Annotated in this window: 22 protein-coding genes; 12 read left to right on the plus strand and 10 right to left on the minus strand. The window is 38.4% G+C overall.

The annotated features are described in order from the left end of the window. On the plus strand, window positions 1–681 hold a 681-nt coding region (locus AC33VI_RS13315; RefSeq protein WP_491782754.1), incomplete at its 5' end, for a WD40 repeat domain-containing protein. Window positions 682–720: 39 nt separating this feature from the next. Here the strand turns inward: AC33VI_RS13315 and AC33VI_RS13320 are convergent. From AC33VI_RS13320 to AC33VI_RS13335, 4 genes are all read right to left on the minus strand, one after another. Beyond that, the gene (locus AC33VI_RS13320) at window positions 721–2,865 is read right to left on the minus strand and encodes a CHAT domain-containing protein (protein WP_491782755.1); all 2,145 of its coding nucleotides are present in this window, start codon (window positions 2,863–2,865) and stop codon (window positions 721–723) included. 219 nt (window positions 2,866–3,084) lie between these two features. Continuing rightward, window positions 3,085–3,774, minus strand: coding sequence for a DUF1822 family protein (locus AC33VI_RS13325; RefSeq protein WP_491782756.1), 690 nt, complete (start codon window positions 3,772–3,774; stop codon window positions 3,085–3,087). 4 nt (window positions 3,775–3,778) lie between these two features. Continuing rightward, window positions 3,779–4,360 carry a sigma-70 family RNA polymerase sigma factor gene (locus AC33VI_RS13330; protein WP_491782757.1) on the minus strand — a complete coding sequence of 194 codons (582 nt, stop codon included), beginning with the start codon at window positions 4,358–4,360 and terminating at the stop codon, window positions 3,779–3,781. 227 nt (window positions 4,361–4,587) lie between these two features. Beyond that, the gene (locus AC33VI_RS13335) at window positions 4,588–5,391 is read right to left on the minus strand and encodes an actinoporin family protein (protein WP_491782758.1); all 804 of its coding nucleotides are present in this window, start codon (window positions 5,389–5,391) and stop codon (window positions 4,588–4,590) included. 367 nt (window positions 5,392–5,758) lie between these two features. On the opposite strand from AC33VI_RS13335, the gene AC33VI_RS13340 reads away from it, so the two are divergent. From AC33VI_RS13340 to AC33VI_RS13350, 3 genes are all read left to right on the plus strand, one after another. After that, entirely contained in the window at window positions 5,759–6,277 is a 519-nt protein-coding gene (locus AC33VI_RS13340) for a YHS domain-containing (seleno)protein (RefSeq protein ID WP_491782759.1), read from the plus strand. Window positions 6,278–6,482: 205 nt separating this feature from the next. Further along, window positions 6,483–8,594: a glycogen debranching protein GlgX gene (gene glgX, locus AC33VI_RS13345; RefSeq protein ID WP_491782760.1), complete on the plus strand. Its 2,112-nt coding sequence runs from the start codon at window positions 6,483–6,485 to the stop codon at window positions 8,592–8,594. 289 nt (window positions 8,595–8,883) lie between these two features. Next, complete coding sequence (locus tag AC33VI_RS13350; RefSeq protein WP_491782761.1) at window positions 8,884–10,464, plus strand: B12-binding domain-containing radical SAM protein; 1,581 nt, start codon at window positions 8,884–8,886, stop codon at window positions 10,462–10,464. A gap of 35 nt (window positions 10,465–10,499) precedes the next feature. Here AC33VI_RS13350 and AC33VI_RS13355 read toward each other — a convergent pair whose 3' ends face one another. After that, window positions 10,500–11,066 carry a response regulator gene (locus tag AC33VI_RS13355; RefSeq protein ID WP_491782762.1) on the minus strand — a complete coding sequence of 189 codons (567 nt, stop codon included), beginning with the start codon at window positions 11,064–11,066 and terminating at the stop codon, window positions 10,500–10,502. Between the two features lie 177 nt (window positions 11,067–11,243). Between AC33VI_RS13355 and lipA the strand changes: the two genes are divergently transcribed. Further along, entirely contained in the window at window positions 11,244–12,164 is a 921-nt protein-coding gene (gene lipA, locus AC33VI_RS13360) for a lipoyl synthase (RefSeq protein ID WP_491782763.1), read from the plus strand. A gap of 30 nt (window positions 12,165–12,194) precedes the next feature. Here lipA and AC33VI_RS13365 read toward each other — a convergent pair whose 3' ends face one another. After that, window positions 12,195–13,418, minus strand: coding sequence for a tRNA nucleotidyltransferase/poly(A) polymerase-related protein (locus AC33VI_RS13365; protein ID WP_491782764.1), 1,224 nt, complete (start codon window positions 13,416–13,418; stop codon window positions 12,195–12,197). 57 nt (window positions 13,419–13,475) lie between these two features. Between AC33VI_RS13365 and AC33VI_RS13370 the strand changes: the two genes are divergently transcribed. The 4 genes from AC33VI_RS13370 to AC33VI_RS13385 all read left to right on the plus strand — a co-directional run bounded on the left by AC33VI_RS13370 (window position 13,476) and on the right by AC33VI_RS13385 (window position 16,316). Then, the gene (locus tag AC33VI_RS13370; protein WP_491782775.1) at window positions 13,476–13,724 is read left to right on the plus strand and encodes a Ycf34 family protein; all 249 of its coding nucleotides are present in this window, start codon (window positions 13,476–13,478) and stop codon (window positions 13,722–13,724) included. A gap of 174 nt (window positions 13,725–13,898) precedes the next feature. Further along, on the plus strand, window positions 13,899–14,057 hold the full coding sequence (locus tag AC33VI_RS13375) for a hypothetical protein (protein ID WP_491782765.1): 159 nt from the start codon (window positions 13,899–13,901) through the stop codon (window positions 14,055–14,057). A gap of 84 nt (window positions 14,058–14,141) precedes the next feature. After that, entirely contained in the window at window positions 14,142–15,779 is a 1,638-nt protein-coding gene (locus AC33VI_RS13380; protein ID WP_491782766.1) for an iron uptake porin, read from the plus strand. 117 nt (window positions 15,780–15,896) lie between these two features. After that, window positions 15,897–16,316 carry an iron uptake porin gene (locus AC33VI_RS13385; protein WP_491782767.1) on the plus strand — a complete coding sequence of 140 codons (420 nt, stop codon included), beginning with the start codon at window positions 15,897–15,899 and terminating at the stop codon, window positions 16,314–16,316. A 174-nt stretch (window positions 16,317–16,490) separates the two neighbouring features. Here AC33VI_RS13385 and AC33VI_RS13390 read toward each other — a convergent pair whose 3' ends face one another. The 4 genes from AC33VI_RS13390 to AC33VI_RS13405 all read right to left on the minus strand — a co-directional run bounded on the left by AC33VI_RS13390 (window position 16,491) and on the right by AC33VI_RS13405 (window position 19,840). Next, a complete protein-coding gene (locus AC33VI_RS13390; protein ID WP_491782768.1) occupies window positions 16,491–16,823 on the minus strand; it encodes a hypothetical protein in 333 nt (110 codons plus the stop codon). A 45-nt stretch (window positions 16,824–16,868) separates the two neighbouring features. Beyond that, window positions 16,869–17,651, minus strand: coding sequence for a sulfite exporter TauE/SafE family protein (locus tag AC33VI_RS13395; RefSeq protein WP_491782769.1), 783 nt, complete (start codon window positions 17,649–17,651; stop codon window positions 16,869–16,871). Window positions 17,652–17,736: 85 nt separating this feature from the next. Next, on the minus strand, window positions 17,737–18,480 hold the full coding sequence (locus AC33VI_RS13400) for a phosphoadenylyl-sulfate reductase (protein ID WP_491782770.1): 744 nt from the start codon (window positions 18,478–18,480) through the stop codon (window positions 17,737–17,739). Window positions 18,481–18,742: 262 nt separating this feature from the next. Next, on the minus strand, window positions 18,743–19,840 hold the full coding sequence (locus AC33VI_RS13405) for a sulfotransferase family protein (protein ID WP_491782771.1): 1,098 nt from the start codon (window positions 19,838–19,840) through the stop codon (window positions 18,743–18,745). A 634-nt stretch (window positions 19,841–20,474) separates the two neighbouring features. On the opposite strand from AC33VI_RS13405, the gene AC33VI_RS13410 reads away from it, so the two are divergent. The 3 genes from AC33VI_RS13410 to AC33VI_RS13420 all read left to right on the plus strand — a co-directional run. Further along, a complete protein-coding gene (locus AC33VI_RS13410) occupies window positions 20,475–21,017 on the plus strand; it encodes a Crp/Fnr family transcriptional regulator (RefSeq protein WP_491782772.1) in 543 nt (180 codons plus the stop codon). A gap of 112 nt (window positions 21,018–21,129) precedes the next feature. Continuing rightward, window positions 21,130–21,513, plus strand: a complete 384-nt coding sequence (locus AC33VI_RS13415) for a rubredoxin (RefSeq protein WP_491782773.1) — start codon at window positions 21,130–21,132, stop codon at window positions 21,511–21,513. Between the two features lie 159 nt (window positions 21,514–21,672). Then, window positions 21,673–22,396: photosynthesis system II assembly factor Ycf48 (locus tag AC33VI_RS13420; protein WP_491782774.1), on the plus strand; the 724-nt coding region annotated here is incomplete at its 3' end.

The following is a 22,396-nucleotide window of genomic DNA, read 5'->3' on the forward strand; positions in this document are numbered from 1 at the left end:
AGTAGTGGTAAAGATGGGAAAATTAATATCTGGCAAGTAGATACAGGGGAGAATATTCGCACCATTGATGCTAGTGAAAAAGCCGTCAGATCTTTAGTTTATAGTTCCGATGGCAAGAAGATTATTAATAGTGATTGGGATAAAAATATTAAAGTTTGGAATGCTGAAACGGGAGATTTAATTAATACTTTGACGGGACACGAAAAAGGAGTTTATGCTGTTGCTCTCAGTCCCGACAATCAAACAATTGCTAGTGTTAGTCAAGATCTAACTATTAAGTTATGGGATTTAGCAACGGGCAATTTAATTAAGTCTATTGTGGGGCATGATGATAACATCAGGACGGTTAATTTTAGTCCTGATGGTCAAATTTTAGCTACTGGAAGTACCGATAAAACTATCAAGTTATGGGATGTAGCAACGGGGAATTTAATTAATACTTTGATCGATAGTTCTAAATACATAAATTCAGTTGCTTTTAACTCCGATGGTACGATTTTAGTCAGTACTGATGAAGATACAACTATCAAGTTATGGGACATAAATAAAGGGGAAGTAATTCGTACTCTATCGGGAAGTAATGCAGGAGTAAATTCCGCTATCTTTATCAACGGCGATCGCTCTATAATTAGCGGTAGTGCGGCTGGGGATAATAAGCTAAGAATCTGGAAAAATAATTAATTGTTACTTACTCATTACTCATTACTCATTACTCAGTTGCTAGTACTCCCAAACTTTAATCGTGCTATCTTTACCAGCACTAACTAGTAAGTTTTCTTTGTTACTAACAGCTAAAGACAAAACCCAATTATGATGTTGTGAAAGGGTAGTTATTAATTGATTTTTTTTGATACTCCAAACCTTAATTGTATTATCTGTAGAACCACTAAAGATCGTATCGGAATTATTGCCAATTGCTACGGTGACAACTCGATTTTGATGACCTTTAAAAGTTGTGACTAAATCACCACTTACTAAATCCCAAACTTTAACGGTATTATCCCAACTACCACTGACTAAATAACGACTATCGGGGCTAATGGCGATCGCTCTAATTGCATCTTGATGTCCCGAATAAGTTTTTAAGAGGCTTCTATTTTTAACATTCCAAATTTTAATAATTTTATCTTTTCCTCCACTAGCAAATATTCGATTATCGGGACTAAAAGCTAAAGCATAGACTATAGTGTCGTGAGAAAAAATAATAGTCTTTATTTTTCCTGTTTGTAGATTCCAAACCCTAACAGTTTCATCTTCACTACAACTAATTAATGTTTGACTATCGGGACTAATAGCTAAAGACCAAATACTACCAGAATGTCCTAATAGTTTTCGTTCTAAACTATTATTTTTTTTATTCCAAATTTTGATCGTCCCATCGCCATCTCCTGAAATTAATCGATTGGTTTGAGGCATAAAAATCAAGGCACGAATGACATTTTTATGTTCGCTCAATATCTTAGTAATATCTCCAGTTTGACGATTGAAAAGCTCAATTGTACCGCGATCGTTGCCACTAGCAATAAAATTGCGATCGGGTGATATTGCTAAAGACCATATTTCTGTCACCAAAGAAACTCGAATACTTTTAACTAATTTAATTTCAACAATCGATTCTTTTACGGTTGGTTTTGGCTTTCTTGCTAAAAAAGCCGCTAATGATATTCCCCCCAACATTAAGCCGCCATACTTTAAAACTTTTCTCCTCGAACTCTTATTAATAATTCGAGTTTCCATAGAAGAAGGTGTCACTGCAACAGAAATTTTAGACTCGTCAATTCCTGCCAAACTAGACCAAGTAGGCAAGCTTATCCCAGGATTCTGAACGATAATTGGCTGCCAACTAGCACCTGGGTATTTGCTATCTAATGCTTGCAATCTTTCTCTTGCTTCTCTGACAGCTAAATAGAAATGTTTGCCACTGGCGAAATCTGCTAAAAAATATTTTAAAAACTGTTGTGCCACCAGATCGGGGATTAATTCCCGCATGACAATAATTTGAGGTAAATTAAGCTTCTCTAAAAAACTTGCCAAACCCAAACCCTCACAAGAGTTGAAAATTGCGATTTTTAACCCTCCTCGGTCTACTGCTTTTTTCAAAGCATAAGACAATTCTTCTAAACTCAAACTATCTTCAGGATTGATATAAATTCGCCCTGTTTCAAATTCGCTTTTACTATGTCCTGCAAAAAACAAAATATCCCATTTCTTTTCCCATAATTGATGGCTAATTTCATCTCTTTTTGGTTCGCAAAGAAAAGTTATTGTAGCATTAGTTAATGTTTCGCTTAATATTTGCTTATCTTCAGCAAGATTAATACCTTTACTATCTCCTAAAATAGCCAAAATAGAAATACCTCGCTGCTCTAAATTAGTACGAGTACTGCTGATTTTTTCATATTCATTGGTAGCTAAAGCTATCTCTGCATAGGGATATTTTTCTAATAGTTCCCACAAATGCCAGGGCAATTTTCGTAGTTGATTGTCAGTGGTGCGAATAATAATTCTGATTATTTCTTCTGGGGCAGTTTTTTCGATTAACTTCCGCCAAATAGGTTGAAACTCAGGGGAACTCAACCAATCATTTAGTTGCTGTTTTAATTGACTTGCCAAACGACTCGACTCAGTTAAATGTTTCTGAATCGATCCATCATAAGTAATTTTTTTAGCACTGATACGACTAGTTGTATTAAGGCTGAGGTAATTATATTGCCACAAATCATATGTTTCTTTGAGTTGTGGTGCTGGGGGTAAACTTGCAAATACTTCTAACTCTCTGGTCTTTGCTTCTGGAGCAATAGCTAAGTTTACTTGCAATCCTAGTTCCAAACTTCCGTCTAGCTTTAGTTCTACTACTTTGCTCATTTAACTTTAGAGAATATAGTCTTCTCGAACCAAATTATTTAATAACTCTATCATTTTTAACTTCAATATCTCTCAACAAAAAAAAGATTATATATTTACAAGAAAAAACATTGCCTAAAATCTAATTGCTTAGACAATGTTTATATTTTGAGAGGTAAATCGTAATTCTTGGCTGTTAATTTTATTCTTCTTGATCGCCATTTCAATGTTTGAATAATCTTAAAGTAGAAAATCTTCTCGAAAGAAGTTATTAAAAAATTCCAACTTAATGCTAAAAATTTCGCCACAAGTCCCAGTAAAATCAAATTTGAGATTTTTATTTTCTTGGCGAGTAGTAGCTTCCATTACCGTATCTCCATCAGAATCTAATAACATCAGTTGCAGTCCACTGGGTAAATATTGTCTTTCTAGTTGGGGCAAAATCTCTACTACCACATCGCGATCGCATACTGAAGTTTCTCTCACTCTAAGTATTAAAATAATCGGCGTTTCATTTGAGGCGATCCAGATTAATTTAGCACCTTCAACTCCAGAATTTCTAAATGCAGGAGTGAGATTGGAAGTACCTAATAACTCTGTAGCGACTTGCCAACCAGAATCAAATATTTCTTGAAACCAATTGTCGAGACCAATTGGGTTTTTTTTTGAAACTTGAGAGTCGATATTTGGCGACTCAACAGTATTCTTAAAAGTAGAATTAATTTTGTTTTTCAAACTAGCAGGAGGCGACATTGGTTGGACATCAGTAGCTAAAACTCCCATGACAGCCATAGACTGACGAATTTGCTCGCGCATAGCTGGAGATGACTCGATTAATTGCTCGACCAATACCATTTCTGCTTCATCTAAATCGTCTAAAACGTAACCTGCTGCCAATAGCTCTAATTCATCCTGATTAAATGTAGTCATGATTCTAATCTCTGGTTGTCGATTGTTGTTGATTCTGTTCCAATAAAAGTTGCTTGAGTTTGACAAATGCCAATCTCACTCTACTTTTAACCGTCCCGACTGGTAAGTTCAGCTTTTCAGCAATCTGAACCCGACTCAATCCCTCAAAAAAATTCATCATTAAAATTTCTCGCTGTTCTACAGGAAGCAAACTTAATGCTGTTTGTAATTGTTGTTGTTGTTCTCGATCTTGAGCTTCTTCAAAAGGAAGAGTAGCTATCGAATTTTCATGCATATACGATTGCCAGCGAGCGAGAAATTTCTGAGAACTATTGCGTTTTCGCAATCGATCGATCGCACGATGGCGAGTTAGCAAACCTAAAAAACTTTTTAAACTCCCCCGTGTTGGCTGATAGTCATTTCGCTGCCATAAACTAACAAAAACATCTTGGGTTAACTCTTCTGCATCGGAGTTGTTTTGTAAAATTTTGAAGGCTACACTATAAACTAATCCTCCATAGCGATCGTACAATACATTCATGGCTTCTGAGTTTGAAGCTCTCAGCATAGTTATTAATTCGCTATCGGATATATCTTTAAAGTTCATATAAAAAATTAGTATATTAGTCTAAGTGTCCGAACGAAATACCTGAAATCATCTAAATTGCCGAACAATTAGCTTTTTGTCTGTCTCTGCTAGAACTATAAATGTTTTTCAGAAGCTAGTACTAATTATTCTCAAAAACTTTTTACACATTCTCCCCTCTTTTGAAGAGGGGGACTAAAATAAGCTAAATTAATTTTCCCAACATTCTTCCATTGGCTGCATTGACTTTAAATATGTTCTACCGTCACTTTTAATACGGCTTTACCTTCATCATCCATAGTTCCATATAATTTGATATCTCTATAGGATTTTGTCACAGAGCCATTTTTTGCTTTTGCTCTCCGATTATAGTAGTAATCAAAAAGTCTTTTATCGGTAGATTCATTTTTTGAGAATCTACCTAGATTAAAACCGTTGTCATAGGTTGCATAACTTAATGGAACAAACCATGTAATTGCAATTCTGGAGTCAGTACCCTCCAACCGATAAGTTATAGTTCCTGATGTTCCGTAGAAAGAACCCCATTTTTTAGACACTACAAATTTGTTTCCGCTTTGACTGGATATTCTGTAAGGTACGCCTTGAATATTTCCTGTATCGATATAAGTTTTCGGCTCTATTAGATTGTATCCTGTATTATTCTGAATTGCTATGACAGCAACTCGATCTAGCTTTCTGCCAACTTCTTTTAGTTGTTCAACAGCTTCTTCAAATACTGGACTTGAACCTTGACCTTTACCCACACCCCTTTTTGCCAGTAATTTGCCTTGAGTAGTTGTAGGGTCTTCGTGTTTAATTGCATTGATTGTTTGGGAGTTGATTGTAATAAAATTATCCTTTTTTGTATCGGAGAAATCTTCACTAGCTTTTGTTTGAATTTCGTAGGTGACACTAGGTTGAAAATCATGGCTATTGTTTCCCCGTGCTTGAGTAGAAGCAGGAGTTAAAATCGTTCCTCCCAATATTGAAACCATCGCTGCACTACCGAACAAAGCACGATGTAAATTAATTCTAGTTTTTTTGAAGTTCATAATTTTTTCCTTGGTTAGCTTTGTAATTAATACGTCAATCGATACCAAAACGGATCACCAAGAAGTTATTTATGACAAGTTAAAAGTCTACTTTGTTGGTCAAATTGAAGACTCTTGGCAGATTGCTAGAGGTAATCTGCCGACCGATGCAGCCTCTAAGAGACTGTTTGTCAACAAAATATTAAGGTCGGGAAAAGTGAGGAAGTGAGGGAAGTTGAGGAAGTGGGGGAGGATATTTTTGACATTTTAAAAACTCAGAATTAACTTACTGCATTATCAGAATAGTCTCAGCTAAATTTAAGTTTCATAGTGTTTATTAGTATTAAGTTATTTTTAAAAAATTCTTCTTTTTGTCAGATTTAAAATTATGTTTAAAAACAAATCACTTAACCTCACACTTTTTATTTGTTCGGGTTTATTAATCTTCGCTGGTTACGCTAATTCCAACAACCAACTAAATGATGCAGCAAACGCCTCAGTTGAAGTAGAAATTGCCCAAGCAAATAGCCCCCGTATTCGTTTTTTTGCTGATAACAATGGTTTGGCGATTCGCGGTACTGACCCAGTAGCCTATTTTACTCAGGGCAGACCTGTGGCTGGTAGATCGGAGTTTTCCCATAATTGGAGTGGGGCAACCTGGCAATTCTCCACTAAAGAAAATCGCGATTTGTTTGCTGCTAATCCCGAACAATATGCCCCTCAGTATGGCGGTTTCTGTGCTTGGGCGGTGAGTCAAGGTTATACGGCTGCAATAGATCCTCAAGCCTGGAAAATCGTGGATGGCAAGCTTTATCTGAACTACAATCAAGGGATTCAGCGTCGTTGGGAAAAGGATATTCCAGGTAACATCGAGAAAGCAAATGCCAATTGGCCTGGAGTTTTATAAAGGTATAAAACTATACTTGCTTTGGTCTAAAGCATTACGCACTCACCAACGCCAAATAATTAACCCCAAATAGCGATCGCATCATTCTTGCTAGGGCTAAGGAGAGTCTACAAATAGGCAAAAAGTAAAAATCTATGCAAACAAGAACTAAGATTGGGTTTAAACTGACAAGTGGATTGAAAATTTCTACAGTGTTGAATATTCAATGTTAGATGTATTGCCAGGCGAGAGTTTTCCTTTAGGAGCAACAGTATATAATAATGGAGTCAATTTTTGTATTTTTTCCGAAAATGCTACAGCTATAAGGTTACTCTTATTCGATCGCCCTGATGCCAAACAGCCAACAGAAATTATTTGGTTAGATCCCCAGGTCAATAAAACTTTTTACTATTGGCACGTATTTGTCCCAGGAATTAAAGCAGGGCAAATCTATGCTTATCGGGCTAATGGAGATTTTTCACCTAAACAAGGACAGCGTTTTGACAACAGTAAAGTCTTATTAGATCCCTATGCACGGGCTGTTGTGGGAGATGAAATTTACGATCGCACTGCTGCCTCGCAACCTGGAGATAATTGCGCTACAGCCCTCAAGGGAGTTGTCTTAGATCCTAGTACTTATGACTGGGAAGGGGATCTCCATCCCCGCATTTCCTACTCGAAAAGCGTAATCTATGAAATGCACGTCGGCGGTTTTACCCGCAACTCCAACTCAGGCTTGCCAAAAGCCAAACGAGGTACTTATGCAGGTTTAATTGAAAAAATTCCTTATTTACAGGAATTGGGCATTACTGCTGTAGAATTACTCCCCGTCCACCAATTCGATCCTCAAGACGTACGCCCAGGATTGAAAAACTATTGGGGTTATAGCACGATTAACTTCTTTGCGCCCCACCGAGGCTACAGTTCGAGGCGCGATCCTTTGGGTGCGGTAGATGAGTTTCGGGATATGGTCAAAGCGTTACACAAAGCTGGTATTGAAGTAATTCTCGATGTAGTTTTTAACCATACTGCCGAAGGTAACGAAAATGGTCCTACCCTTTCTTTTAGGGGTTTAGATAACACTACTTACTATATTCTCGAAGAAGAAACCGCAGCCTACGCCAACTATAGCGGTTGTGGCAATACTTTTAAAGGCAATCATCCTGTAGTCAGTCGCCTAATTTTAGATTCTCTCCGTTATTGGGTGTCAGAAATGCACGTTGATGGTTTTCGTTTCGATCTGGCAACTATTTTAGCTCGAAATACTTTTGGCGAGCCGATTCAGCCCGAAACAGGGATGATGGATATTATTTCAATTATTGAATCCGATCCTGTCCTAGCGGGTACAAAACTGATTGCCGAAGCTTGGGATGCAGCAGGATTATATGGAGTAGGTCAATTTGTCGAGCTTGCCGATTGGTTTTCCGAATGGAATGGCCCTTTTCGAGATGACGTGCGCCGTTTTGTTAAAAGCGATCCAGGGATGGTAGAAACCATAGCAGCCAGAATTTTAGCCAGTCCCGATATTTATTCTCGCTTGGATACGGATATTAATCGCAGCGTTAATTTTATTACCTGTCACGATGGTTTTACCCTCAACGATTTAGTTTCCTATAACGATAAACATAATCTAGGCAATGGAGAAGGCAACCGTGATGGAGGCAACCATAATTTTAGCTGGAATTGTGGCGTAGAAGGAGAAACCGACGATCCAGAAATCGAACAATTGCGATCGCGACAAATTAGAAACCTGTTGACGGTCTTATTTATGTCCCAAGGTACGCCAATGTTATTAATGGGAGACGAAATCAGACATACTCAGAATGGTAATAATAATGCCTATTGTCAAGATAATGAATTGAGTTGGTTTGATTGGGACTTGGTAGACAAAAATAAAGACTTGTTGCGCTTTGTCAAAAAGCTGATTAACTTTATTCAAGGATTGGAAATTTTCAATCAAGAAAGTTTTCTGAAAGTCAGTCTCAGAAGTTCTCAACCCCATCTAACTTGGCACGGCACAAAACTCTACAAACCAGATTGGGAAGAAGATTCTCATGCGATCGCTTTTACCCTTTCCTATCCTGCGGTAGAAGAAGAGTTATATGTAGTTTTTAATGCCTATTGGAAACCGCTCAAGTTTCAATTACCACCCCTAGAATTGGGCAGTCATTGGCATCGTATTATCGATACCGCCCTCAACTCTCCCGAAGATTTTACCGAACCTACGGCAGCCCCCAGAATTTATGAAAATAGTTACAAAGTTGCCCCGCGATCTTCAATTGTGCTGATGAAAAAAAAGCGGATTTTACCAATTCCTAGTTTTACTTTATCTGAATAATAAGTCAGCCCAAGATCCTGGCAGATATTTTAAGCTCGATTAATATAGTCGTTCTAATTAATTTCCTGACGATTCAAAGTACATGCGGGCAAGCCCTTTGTCGTTTCGAGGCTTTAGGCTTTAGGCTCTAGGAAACTAAAACAGTGTATTTGTTCGCATGGTTTCTATTTGAAATGACTATAATTTACGGAAAAAGCGATCGCCAAAAGCTAATTTTTTCCCAAAAACCTGAGATTGCGTTACCCTCTTACATAAATAAGTATGCTATTTCCAGTAAGAGATCGATATTATGCGAACTTTGTTAGTTTATCCTGTTTTTCCTCAAACCTTTTGGTCTTACGACAAAATTCTGGAATTAGTCGAGCGCAAAGTATTGTTGCCTCCTTTGGGCATGATTACAGTCGCTGGGATTTTACCCCAAGAATGGGAATTCAAACTAGTAGATCGCAATATTAGAGCGGTCACCGAAGCAGAATGGGAATGGGCGGAATTAGTCATCTTTTCGGCGATGATCGTCCAAAAACAAGATTTATTAGAACAAATCCAAGAAGCCAAGAGAAGAAGTAAATTAGTGGCGGTGGGAGGTCCTTATTCTAGCTCTTTACCCGACGAACCCAAAGCTGCGGGGGCAGATTTTTTAATCTTAGATGAAGGAGAAATCACCCTACCATTATTTGTCGAAGCTCTAGCAAGGGGAGAAACTAGCGGGACTTTTCGCGCTACGGAAAAACCCGATGTGACTGCTACTCCCATACCGAGATACGATCTTTTAGAATTAGATGCCTATGATTCGATGTCGGTACAATTTTCTCGCGGTTGTCCGTTTCAATGTGAATTTTGCGACATTATCGTGCTTTACGGACGCAAACCCCGTACTAAAGAACCAGCACAACTATTAAAAGAATTAGATTACCTCTACGAATTGGGCTGGCGACGAGGAATCTTTATGGTTGATGATAATTTTATCGGCAACAAACGCAACGTTAAATTGTTGCTTAAAGAATTAAAAACCTGGCAAGAAGAACATCAATATCCTTTCCAATTTAATACGGAAGCCTCGGTAGATTTGGCAGCAGATTTAGAACTAATGGAATTGATGGTGCAGTGTAACTTTAATGCAGTATTTTTAGGGATCGAAACTCCCGACGAATCTAGCTTGCAATTGACTAAGAAGTTTCAAAATACTCGCAGTTCTCTAGCCGAAACCGTAGATCTAATTATTCAAGCAGGATTGCGTCCGATGGCTGGCTTTATTATTGGCTTTGATGGGGAGAAAAAGGGTGCGGGACAAAGAATCATCAACTTCGTCGAAGAGGCAGCTATCCCCACCGCCATGTTTGGGATGTTGCAAGCTTTACCCCTAACTGCTTTGTGGGAACGTTTGGAAAAAGAAGATCGACTGCGAGATAGCAATCGTTTAGATATCAATCAAACCACTTTAATGAATTTTATTCCCACTCGTCCCATTGAAGATATCGCCAGAGAATATATCGAGGCATTTTGGACGCTGTACGAACCAAAAACCTATTTAGATCGGGTTTATCGTTGTTTTCTCAAACTCGGCGCGCCCCAACACAAATCTGCCTTTACCATGCCTAGTTGGGTAGATCTTAAAGCCTTGGCAATTGTTATTTGGCGACAAGGTTTTAAACGCAATACTCGCTTTTCTTTTTGGCATCATTTATTTAGCATCATCCGCCATAACCCTGGAGTTTGGGAACATTACCTAACCATGTGCGCCCATAACGAACATTTTCTTGAATATCGTCAGATCGTCAAAGACGAAATTGAAGCCCAACTAGCAGACTTTAAGGCTAGAGAAAAACTAATGGCAACAACTAGTTCCAGCAAAATAGATGTAACTGTTTAAGCATTGATAACTTCTAAAATTTAGCTAGAGGAAAGTTAAGCAATTTTCTGTTTGATAAAACTAACTAGTTGATTGAACTGCTTTTTCATGCTTTCCGACTCTTGCTCTAATTTGGCAACTTTTATTTTCAAAAGTTCGATTTCGGAGGTGAGAGCCGAAATATCAGTAGAACCTACCGCAGATATTGCTCTGACAACACCTCCTTGAGTAGTGCTTTGTGGCTGTTTTTTCGCCTTCATCATCGCATCTCGAATTGCCTCGACCAATTGTTCGCGATCGAAAGGCTTTTCTACAAAGGAGAAATACTCAAAAGGCTCGGTTAACTTGTCTGTTACTTCTTCCTTGCGACCAGACATTAATACTAACGGAATCGCACGAAATCTTTGTTGCTTTTGAATTTCTTGATATACTTCCCAACCACTCATTTTTGGTAGGAGGAAATCAAGCATAATTAAATTGGGTAATTCCGTTCTAATTAAGTTAAATCCTTCCAAGCCATCTTTGGCTTCGATCACCTCAAAGTTACCGTCGGGTAACATATCTTTGACACGCATTCTGATGACTTTGCTATCATCAATTACCAAAATTTTGTGGGTTGACACGATTTACTCCTGAGCGACTAACTTCTCATGCCTGCGACTTACTAGACTGATTCTGACAGTTAGTTTGTTTACAAGCTTAGAGTTCCCTTTTAAATTACCAAAATAACAGGAAAAATCATCTTAGTAATAATTTATTTTGTATTCTTAAATAAGTAATGTTGCGAAAATTAGGGCGTAATGGAGCATTTTCAACAATCTGACTCAGTAAAAAATAGTTGGCGCGCGGAAGTTATCTCTTTGCCACCCTGGTTAAAAAGACCGCTCGGAAAAGCGAGCGAACTATCTACCGTCCAAAAAATTATCAAACAAAGAAACATTCATACTATCTGCGAAGAGGGGAGATGTCCCAATCGTGGAGAATGTTACGCCAACCAGACTGCTACTTTTTTGTTGATGGGGCAAACTTGCACCCGCGCCTGTGCTTTTTGCCAGGTGGAAAAAGGTCATCAGCCAATGATTTTAGATCCTGAAGAACCTCAGAAAGTAGCAGATGCAGTTAGTTTGTTAAGCTTGCGCTATGTGGTATTAACTTCTGTAGCTAGAGACGATCTTACCGATGGTGGTGCGGAGTGGTTTGTTAAGGTGATGAATGCCATTGTCAGCCAAAACCCTAATACGCAAATTGAAGTGTTGACCCCTGATTTTTGGAGCGGAAAAAATGCTGCGATCGCTCAACGAGAAAGAGTCAAAACAGTAGTTGCAGCTAAACCCGCCTGTTACAATCACAACCTGGAAACCGTCAAACGTCTCCAAGCACCAGTAAGAAGAGGAGCAAAATACGATCGCTCTCTTAATGTCTTGCGCTACGTTAAGGAATTAGATCCTACTATCCCGACTAAATCTGGCTTGATGTTAGGCTTGGGCGAAACCGAAACTGAAATCGTCCAAACCATGAAGGATTTAAGAGCGATCGATTGCGATCGCTTGACCATCGGGCAGTATATGCGTCCTTCTTTAGCTCACTTACCAGTTCAAAAATACTGGACTCCCGATGAATTTACTCATTTGGGCAATATTGCCCGCGAGTTGGGTTTTTCTCATATTAGATCTGCCCCTTTAGTACGCAGTTCATATCATGCAGGAGAATCAGGAAACTAGAGTCATTGGCGATCGAAACTAGATGAATTACTATACAGAAAATTGCGGCAACAAAAATAGAGCATAATCTAAAGCTTGTTGGCGGGTAGCAATTTTTGATTCTATTTGGGCTATTTGAATTTCAGTTAATAATTTACCAATGGTGGAGGAAGGTTTGAGGTTTAATTCTTGAATTAGATCGTTCCCCGTGATTAAAGATTGGGGATGTGCCACCAGATCTTTGGGGTTAAGATAGCGATCGATTAAAGGCTTGAGGAAATCTAAAGATACTCCCGTGGCGATCGCTCTAACCATTAAAAGAGGAAAGATTTCTTTTACTTCTAGAAACCATAGATATTGTGACCGCAAACTCATAGAACCAGAGACAGTTTGTAAGAAAGGTAAATGTTTGACGGTTTTAGTGACGGCTTTAATGCGATCGCGAGAATATTTCAGTTGAGTTAATTCTGTTTCGGCGACTACAGCTTCTGTAGACACCAAAGTTGCCAATTTACTTAATAAAGATAATTCGGGGAAAACTAAACCTAAATCCTGACAAGTCTCGATCGCATCGGTGACTCGCTCTAATTGTTCGATTTTAGAGCGATCGCCACTGGGAAGCCAATAGTTCAATAAACCATCTTCCGCTGCGATGCCAAGCCATAGATTGCCCAAATCGCAAGTGAAAATATAATTTAATTCGGCTTGTACTCTTTCGGCAGCAATTTTAGCTAAAAGTTGGGCGCGATCGCGAATTGCCTGTCTGGTAGTTGCTTCGATAGTTAAATTTAATTGCGCGCTTTGGCGATAAGCCCTTAATAAACGTAGGGGATCGTCTTCTAAATTCTGCGGAGAAACCATCCTTAAAATTTTTTGCCGAAGATCGGCACAACCCCCCAAAGGATCGACTAATTCTTGTTGGGCAACATTGTAGGCGATCGCATTAATCGTAAAGTCCCTTCTGGTTAAATCTGCTGTTAAACTATCCCCTACTTGTAAGGCAAAATCTAAAGTACCTTGAGGAAAAACTACCCTAGCTATTTCTCTTACTTCATCTAAAACCACAAACCCCGCACCATGAAGATTGGCGATTTCTTTAGCGATGGCAATGGGATTAGCTGGCAAGACAAAATCAAGATCTAAAGGATCTTTATAACGTTGCAACAGGGCATCTCTGACCGATCCTCCTACCAAATACGCAGAGTCGGGTAATTGATTCAAATCCCAGGGAAAATTTAGTCCAGCTAAATATAACTTTATCTGTTCTACAGCCATCTATTTAGTCATCTTTGTTAAATTAATAATTAAACCATGAAGCTCAAGAAGAGAATTATGTGTATCTGTATTAACTGCCAATATGTCGATCGCTGCCAAACTTATAATGCAGTAGAAACCCAACACCAACAACCCCACCTGACAGAAAATCCTACTTTTGAGCCAATCGAACCCACCATCAACGTTAATATTCGCACTGAAGGGGAAACTATCGAAATGGAATGGGATGTAGTCGGCTGTCAAAGTTTTGTCGAAGATATGGGTAGATGGTCTAGATTGCGCCCAGGGGAAGCAGTTCCTACTTAACCTATAACCATTTGGTCTATTATGCTGTCTTGACGACTAACCACTAACAACTAACCATCAATAGCTATTGCTACAGATTGATATTGTTCACCTGACCTAAGGTTAGATTGTTGACAATATTTTTCATTAATTGTATTCTCAGAAGTCTCAGTATTAATAGAGATTATTATTAATATGAAATCTGTAGAATTATTTTTAGCCCTAAATTTAGCTACGACTGTAGGATTATCTGGTGATGGAATTGCTAATAGTCATAAATCTAAATTAGCTGAAATTGAAGAGGAAACAAGCTTTTCGTTAATTGCAGAAGCCGAGGAATGGGGCGAACTTTAAATGAAGGCAGAAGAATTTTATTCTATAGCTCAAGTACAATGATAATCGTTATCGTATTTAGTTAGATTGGTGTGTGAGGATTTTATGTTCAAAATTTTAGGTAAAACTGCCCCGATCGCTTTTGTGGCTCTAGTTGCAGGGTTGTATGGCAACTCCGTACAGGCTCAAACCTCCGATCTGATTCGACAGATAGAACAATACGGGCAAGAAGGTGAAAATAACATCAATCAAGTAACTAATGTCAATCAACTGAGAGATGTATCTCCTACAGACTGGGCTTACGAAGCACTACGCAGTTTGGTAGATCGTTATGGTTGTATCTCTGGGTTCCCCAATCAAACCTATCGCGGTAACCAGCCCCTTTCTCGTTACGAATTTGCTGCGGGTTTAAATTCCTGCTTGAATCAAATCGAGCGTCTGATTGCTTCTACTCCTTCTGTTGCCCTGGAAGACTTAGAAACCATTCAGAGTCTGACTCAAGAGTTTGAAGCCGAGTTGTCTACTTTGGGGGTTAGGGTTGACGAAATCGAAAGCAGAATTGCAGCCGTAGAAGATAGTCAGTTTTCCACTACTACCAAACTGGCAGGAGAAGCGATCTTTGGTGTTTCCAGTGTGGTGGCAGGATCTAATGATGGTGAAGATATAGATCGCGTTCCTGTATTGGGCTATCGTACCCGTTTGGAACTAGAGACTAGTTTTACAGGAGAGGATTTACTATTCACTAGACTATCTACGGGCAATTTTCCCGAATTTGTCGAGGAAACAGGTACATTTCAAGGAGAATTGGCTTTTGCCGAACCTGCTGATGGGGATATTGGTTTAGAAGTATTATTCTACGAACGTCCTTTAGGAGAAAATACTACTGTGTTAATTGGTGCTGCTGGTTTGGCAGCGGATGATATTGCCGACACCGTTAGCATTCTCGATGGAGATGGCGGATCTGGAGCTTTGTCTGCTTTTGGTACTCGCAGTCCATTGTATCTGCCACCAGGAGAAACTGGTATTGGTATTATTCGTAGCTTCGGCGATGCGATCGAGTTTAGTGCGGGCTATCTGGCAGGGGAAGCCAGCGATCCTAGCGAAGAAGCGGGTTTATTCGACGGATCTTATAGTGCGATCGGACAATTAACTATTACACCTATAGAGAGATTGAAGGTGGCTTTCACCTACGTACATGGTTTAGATCAAAGCGATACTGGAGTCGGTAGCGACTTAGCTAACATTCAATCTCTTACCGCAGCAGGAGAAGATGTCGATCCTCTCACACCTGGAGTATTTGCAGATGGCGTACCCACAGTTAGTGATTCTTATGGGGCGCAATTCTCCTTCGATTTGAGCGATCGCTTGGTAATTGGTGGCTGGGGTGGTTTGAGTAAAGTTACTACCCTTAGTAGCTTTGTAGATGGTGGAGTTACCGTACCCCGCGGTACTCAAGATATTTGGAATTGGGCGGCTACTTTGGCTTTCCCCGATTTGGGTAAAGAAGGAAATCTTGGGGGAATCATTGTCGGGATGCAACCTTGGGTAGCTAGCTCTACTATTGATGTAGATGGTTTTGATGAAGATGAAACCATGTCTTTACACGCCGAAGCTTTTTATCAATATCAGTTGAATGACAATATTGGTATTACCCCTGGAGTAATTTACATTAACAATCCAGATAATAATGAAGATAATGACGATCTATTTATCGCTACTCTGCGTACGACTTTTAACTTCTAATTTGGATTTATTTAGATTTACCTAACAACTACCATTCCTCTGCTATTTGATTTATTCATACAGCAGAGTTTTTTTATTTAAAATGAGAATTAGTTATTTTTGTGGAGAGCGATCGCTTTGAAACTAATATTTAAAATTGCTTCGGTCTTATCTTTTACCTTGATTGCCAACAGCTATGGAATATCTGCCCAGGCTCAAACTGAAGCAGAATTACTCGATCGCATCGAACAATATAGCCAGATTAAAACCACCGACAACATCAATCAAGTTACCAGCGTTAACCAATTGCGGGATGTATCCCCAACCGATTGGTCTTATGAAGCATTAAGAAGTCTAGTCGAACGTTATGGTTGCGTTTCGGGATTCCCCGATGGCACATTTAAAGGCGATCGCCCGATTACCCGCTACGAATTTGCTGCGGGCTTAAATTCTTGTTTCGAGCAGATAGAGCGTTCTATTATTAATAAACCAAACACAAGCAATCAAATTTCCGAACTTAACCGCAATTTTGCCGAATTAGATCGAAAAATTGAGTAACTTGGAGGTAGAACTAAACCATCAAAATCAAATTAATGGCAGGACTGAGGGACTTGGGGACTGGGAGACTGGGAGACTTGGCGATAAATAAACTTACAAAGCGTAGCTTACTCATTACTCATTACTCATCACTCATTACTCATCACTCATTACTTAATCCTCATCCTTCATCCTTTATAAAAAGTCTAAGTCGGGATGTTGAGCCATAATTTCCGAAATTTCTTCGTTTTCCGAAGTCTGATAGCCCAAAACCTCTTTTAAAAAGCGAGAATATTTAGTATATACCTCAATCGAATCTTTTTCTTCGACTACAAAGAAGGGCGCGGCTTTAACACCATGTTGTCGGGCTAATTCTAACCCAGGACTAGCATAATCGCGATCGTCAGCAAAAACCACTTTGGTAATGCGATCGCTTAAATTAAGTTTTTTTAATTTTGCCGTTACCTCCGCTGATTTGCGACACAAACTACCGTCTGGTCGAATTTTTTTCACCATAGTTATATTCATTTTGCTTCGTACCTCTAACTATAAACCGTAAAACTACATGACTATTTAACTTGCAGCGTAAGTTTTCCAAGCCTGCCAAAAGTTGACTAAAGCCATTGCTGCCAAGAATAAAGTAAAAACTTGACTAACTGAAGAGTTGGATAACTTGGGTAAGATCCTCGTCCCAACTTGAGTGCCAATCGTTCCACCCAGACCTAAAACTAATCCTTGAAGAAATAAAACATTACCTTGACTGGCATGAACTATACAGGAAGAAACTGTTGCAGCTAAAATCACACCCAAACTAGTTCTAATCGCCACTTTAATATCTTCATTAAGTAAAAGCATTTGTAAGGGAACCATAATTGCACCACCACCAACTCCTAACAAACCAGCAGAAAATCCAGCTATGCTACCTGTAGAAATTCTCGCTAGTATGGGATTGGGCTTCAAAGAATTAGATTTTGCTCGATCTTCAGTTACTAGCTTTTTACGCAGTCTAATCAGAAAGATATTCACCAACAAAAAGCAGCCAACGATAATCAGTAAAAAGTAAGGTGGTATATTAGTCGCAAAATAGACTCCCGACTGTGCCGTCAAGATAGCAGGAATGGCAATATAAACGATCCTTTTGAAATCTAGATAGCCCATCCGCCAATTATAAAAACTACCAGCACTAGAGTTTAAGATAATAACCAAGCTACTAGTGGCAATAGCTTGGATGGGAGGATAAGCCAAGGTTACTAACAGTGAAACAATGATGAATCCTCCCCCAATCCCCAATAGTCCTGCTAAAATTCCCGAACCAATTCCTCCCAGGGCTAAGATTATCCAGCTTAAAATTTCCATAGTTTTCTATTAGGGGAATAAGATTGCGATTCATCATCCTATTTCCCCATTTTTTCTACTTTCCTTCTCCATCCAGATATTCTGATTATTTTTTCAAGTTATCTTCATGGAAACCACATTCTTTCTCTGCGGAATTTTCCCACCACCAACGACCTTCTCGTTCGTGTTGATTGGGTAAAACGGCTTTAGTACAGGGCTGACAACCAATACTGATAAAGCCTTGCTCGTGTAATTTGTTGTAAGGAACGTTAAAATGACGGATATATTTCCATACTTGTTCGGAAGACCAATTAGCTAGAGGATTAAATTTAACAATTTTGTGTTTTTCACTAGAAAAAGCCATGTCTGCTTGAATTAAAGGAATATTCGCTCTCGTATCGGGACTTTGATCTTTGCGTTGTCCTGTTACCCAAGCATCAACGGTAGCTAACTTGCGACGAAGGGGAACTACTTTACGAATACCGCAGCATTCTTTGTGATTGTCTTTGTAGAAACTGAACATTCCTTTTTCTTTAACCAAAGCTTCTACTTGTTTGGCATCGGGGAAAAGAATTTCTATTTCGATATCATAACGGTCTCTGACTTTTTCCAATAGTTCATAGGTTTCGGGATGCAAGCGACCAGTATCGATCGAAAATACTTGAAAGTTTTTAGTAATCTTGGAAGCCATATCAATCAAAACTACATCTTCCGCACCACTAAAAGAAATAGCAATATTATCAAATTTAGAGAGGGCAAATTCCAAAACTTGTCGGGGACTTTTGTTTTCGTATTCTAGCTGAAGGCGATCAAAATTGAGTTTTGTTTCAGTAGTAGTAACTTGAACCATGAGATTGATACCTCTTGTTGTGAGTAGGGTTTATTTAATTGTTTGTTTCAGTTTGAGGGAAAATTATTCTAGTTAACCCAGATAGATAAGTATCGATCGCACGTTGATAGCTGTATTTAGTTTATTTAGTTGATGTCTGCAATCGACTATGTTTAACTACTACCAAAATCAATTCAACCGAGTTTTTTTGCAGGTATAAATATCAAATTCGGTGATTCGATCTAATTTTCCGTAGATTAACTAGAACTTCGAGAGGAAAATTTTAGACCACGCTATGAGTAACGTTATTTTCAACACTATTTAAAGCTTCTACTTGTTGTTCTAGAAGTCTTTTCTTGACCATTTCTAAATAGTCGGCGCGGAATTTTCTGAGTTGATAGTCGCGGGGGTCATTCTGTTTTAAATCTAACCAAGCTTGTTGTTTTTTGGGCGCGCTACGTTTTTTAGCGTCTAAGATTATTTGTTCTGTAATCCTAGCAGCAGCAGGAGTCATTTTTTCATAACCATATAAGTCCATATATTCTCCTGCAATGGTCTCAATAATTTCGATTTCTTCAACCCTCATGGTTTTTTTGAATTTATCGATATAAGCAGGAATAGGCGCAGAACTATTAGTTTGCCAAAGTGCCGAAAGAACGGCAATATTTTTGGCTTCTTTAGACCCCGATACATCCATCATAGAATCTAGAAATTCTATACCAAAGAATTGGCAAATTTTATATAATACAGCTTCTTGATTGGTCAAAAAGTCTTCATATCTAATAGTTAAGACTTTTTCGGGATACTTAGCAATAACTTGTTGAATGCGATCGTGGGCTTTAACCCAAGATATGGTATTCAAAATCGGATCGTAATCGTGAATAATTGCTTTGTTAATACTGTTAACTTGAGCCCTAGGGTCTCGCACTACATTTAAAAACAACAAATCGTCAAACAATTCGATTAATTCATCTGCATAATGAACGTTGTCTAAAGACTTATCCATTACGACTTTTGCTTGATATTTATTACCTGCTTGGAATAACATCTCCCAAGCTACTCGATGGGGACTTCGAGGCTCATTCTTAATACTCTCAAATATTGTTACAGGATCTAATGCAACTCCATCCCACTTAACCATAGTGGCATTTTGTAAGCCAATTAAATCTACAACTAACTGAAAATATGTCCAATCATTTTTTAAATCTCCATAAAGATTTACGAGCGGCATAAAATCCACAATATGTAGTGGATAAGGAGAAAAAAAATCTGGGGATGAATTTAGCCTCAAACGCAAAGCATGACTGCCACAACGTCTAATTGGGGTCATCAAAATTGGTCGCGGTCTAGAAACTTTGGACTTCGCAGTTGGATTATTCATAATTAATAAAAAATGTTTTAGTCAGCATTAACACTGCAAACAAATCAAAAAGATTTTGATAGTCAATCATCTTTCTGAAGGCATTAGATTTAGTTTTGTCTTGTGGTTTTAGTCGTCAGAAACTAAATTTTTTTGTTTTGTAAAAGTATCGTACACCGACTTAAACTTTTGTTGAGTAATTTTAACTACCAAGAGAATAATAAAATAATTATTAAAAAAATACAATGAGTGTTTTTACTCATATTTACTATCTTTATTATAAAAGTGCAGTCGCCAAAAAATGCTCGAAAAATCTTTGATTTTTGTCTGAGTTGTAAAGGATATTTAAAGAGTATATTTTGATTAGTTATTTATAAATTATATAGCCACTACAATTAAGGATGTAAGCTAGGCTACGTTTAATATCCGTATAGAATTTGATTGAACGATATCCATAAATATAGAGTGAGCTTTTTTTATTATTTTTCTTAAGTTCCTAAAAATCACTGGTCAATCTTTCACAAATATAGGACGTTAAGAATTTATATCAAAATAAGTGGCTTGCATTTTTGTAAGTTTGAAAAATCAAAAAATAATGTATTGAGAAGTTTGGTTACCCAAGACACTTTCGTAATAAGACATAGACGAAATTTTAATGGAGAAACAGGTAATTAAATTTTTTAATGCAGGAAAAGAATTACCAGAAAAATCAAATGATTTGTGGTTAATAAGAAGTGGAATAGTCAAAAGCTATACAATCGATCGCCAAAATAAAACCGCAATTTTGGGTTTTTGGGGAGAACAAGATGTTGTGGGTAAATCCCTGTCTAATATTCAACCTTATTTTCTTCAATGTATGACCGATGTGACGGCAGTCTCTGTTCCTGTTTCTAATTGGGAAAGCATATCTAGCAATCTTTTAGATAGGAGCAGACAAATCCAAGAACTATTTTATATTATTCGCAACCCTCAAGAAATTGCTCGATTGTGGCTTTTATTAAAATGGCTGGGTAACAAATTTGGTCAAAATATTCCTCAAGGAAAAATCATCGAACTCAAACTAACCACCAAAGAACTGGCAGATACTCTCGGTATAGATCGAATTCTGGTTGGCGAACTATTAGAACAGCTTCAACAGGAAGAATTAATTTCGCGATCGCCCGAACAAAATATTATCTTAAAAACCACAACAAAATAACTTTATGGGCGATCGCCATATCCTCCATTAGATCTCTCGCCTCTATTACCAGTAGTTTTTGTGCGATAATTCATAAAAGAAAAATATTTTAATATTTGCTTAACATAAAGCAATGAATGAGCCAGCTAAAGAAGAACAATCAGTCCAAGAGGAAACTCTATCTAAAGAGAAAACTCTAGCCGAACAAGCCCCGCCAAGTTATGAATGTCGTTCCTGTGGATATGTATACGTACCATCAAAGGGAGACAATCAAAGTAATGTTCCTGCGGGTACTCTATTTACAGAATTGTCTAATGATTGGCGATGTCCTGTCTGTGGCGTTCGTAAAACTCAGTTTGTCAATATTGGAGCGCAAGGCGCGCCTTCTGGCTTTGCTGAAAACTTGGGTTATGGCTTTGGGGTAAATACTCTAACTCCCTCGCAAAAAAACATTCTGATTTTTGGCGCATTGGGTTTGGGTTTCTTATTCTTTCTCAGCTTGTACGGCTTAAGCTAGCAAATATCTCCCAGAGCCAAAAACACAGAAAATATAGTCAATCGCTCAATTTCTGCTGGTTTTTAAGGGTTGTTAATTCCAACAAATCTCAGATTTATTTCTGGATTTAACAACGCCTGTCTACTTTTATATGCTTTAATATCGACCGCAAAAACGTTTATGAATTCATTAATTCGATTTAGTGGTTGGATACCTGCGGTAAAACGCTGTATCCCTCCCGTCAGACACATAAAACAAGCAATTGTCTTATTAGCAGTTTCTATATTTTGTATTAGCTGTAGTAACGTACCTTCAACCATTAGCAACCCTTGGAAAATATTGTCTCTGCCATCAGAAGCAATTTTTTCTGATGTCGCTTTCACTAGTAACCCCGAGCGCGGTTGGTTGGTAGGAACTCAAGCAAACTTATTTGAAACCACCGATGGTGGAGAAACCTGGACGCAACAATCCCTAGACTTGGGAGATGAAAAAGTTGCCCTCGAAGCAATTAGCTTTGATGGAGATGAAGGTTGGATTGTGGGTCAACCCTCCATTTTGCTTCATACAGAAGATGGTGGCGACAGTTGGTCTCGCATTCCTTTGAGCAGCAAACTACCAGGCGCACCTTTAGATATTGTTGCTTTGGGTAAATCTACAGCGGAAATGGTCACCAACTTGGGAGCGATCTATAAAACTAATGATGGTGGCAAAAACTGGAAAGCTTTGGTAGAAGGCTCTGTGGGTGTTGCTAGAAATATTCACCGTTCTAACGACGGTAGATATGTAGCAGTTTCTGCTAAGGGTAACTTCTATTCTACTTGGGAACCTGGAGATACAGAATGGGTTCCTCACCAACGTACTTCTTCTCGTCGGCTGCAAAATATGGGCTTTGATGAAGAGGGCA

It is taken from the genome of Waterburya sp. (genome assembly GCF_058530065.1).

Excerpts from the sequence above, each read along its gene's own strand:
- AC33VI_RS13330 (WP_491782757.1), bottom strand. The coding sequence starts at position 4,360 with ATGAACTTTAAAGATATATCCGATAGCGAATTAATAACTATGCTGAGA.
- AC33VI_RS13350 (WP_491782761.1), top strand. The coding sequence starts at position 8,884 with ATGCGAACTTTGTTAGTTTATCCTGTTTTTCCTCAAACCTTTTGGTCT.
- AC33VI_RS13320 (WP_491782755.1), bottom strand. The coding sequence starts at position 2,865 with ATGAGCAAAGTAGTAGAACTAAAGCTAGACGGAAGTTTGGAACTAGGA.
- AC33VI_RS13405 (WP_491782771.1), bottom strand. The coding sequence starts at position 19,840 with ATGAATAATCCAACTGCGAAGTCCAAAGTTTCTAGACCGCGACCAATT.
- AC33VI_RS13370 (WP_491782775.1), top strand. The coding sequence starts at position 13,476 with ATGTGTATCTGTATTAACTGCCAATATGTCGATCGCTGCCAAACTTAT.
- AC33VI_RS13325 (WP_491782756.1), bottom strand. The coding sequence starts at position 3,774 with ATGACTACATTTAATCAGGATGAATTAGAGCTATTGGCAGCAGGTTAC.
- AC33VI_RS13335 (WP_491782758.1), bottom strand. The coding sequence starts at position 5,391 with ATGAACTTCAAAAAAACTAGAATTAATTTACATCGTGCTTTGTTCGGT.
- AC33VI_RS13410 (WP_491782772.1), top strand. The coding sequence starts at position 20,475 with ATGGAGAAACAGGTAATTAAATTTTTTAATGCAGGAAAAGAATTACCA.
- AC33VI_RS13395 (WP_491782769.1), bottom strand. The coding sequence starts at position 17,651 with ATGGAAATTTTAAGCTGGATAATCTTAGCCCTGGGAGGAATTGGTTCG.
- AC33VI_RS13400 (WP_491782770.1), bottom strand. The coding sequence starts at position 18,480 with ATGGTTCAAGTTACTACTACTGAAACAAAACTCAATTTTGATCGCCTT.
- AC33VI_RS13390 (WP_491782768.1), bottom strand. The coding sequence starts at position 16,823 with ATGAATATAACTATGGTGAAAAAAATTCGACCAGACGGTAGTTTGTGT.
- AC33VI_RS13340 (WP_491782759.1), top strand. The coding sequence starts at position 5,759 with ATGTTTAAAAACAAATCACTTAACCTCACACTTTTTATTTGTTCGGGT.
- AC33VI_RS13365 (WP_491782764.1), bottom strand. The coding sequence starts at position 13,418 with ATGGCTGTAGAACAGATAAAGTTATATTTAGCTGGACTAAATTTTCCC.
- lipA (WP_491782763.1), top strand. The coding sequence starts at position 11,244 with ATGGAGCATTTTCAACAATCTGACTCAGTAAAAAATAGTTGGCGCGCG.
- AC33VI_RS13375 (WP_491782765.1), top strand. The coding sequence starts at position 13,899 with ATGAAATCTGTAGAATTATTTTTAGCCCTAAATTTAGCTACGACTGTA.
- AC33VI_RS13415 (WP_491782773.1), top strand. The coding sequence starts at position 21,130 with ATGAATGAGCCAGCTAAAGAAGAACAATCAGTCCAAGAGGAAACTCTA.
- glgX (WP_491782760.1), top strand. The coding sequence starts at position 6,483 with ATGTTAGATGTATTGCCAGGCGAGAGTTTTCCTTTAGGAGCAACAGTA.
- AC33VI_RS13380 (WP_491782766.1), top strand. The coding sequence starts at position 14,142 with ATGTTCAAAATTTTAGGTAAAACTGCCCCGATCGCTTTTGTGGCTCTA.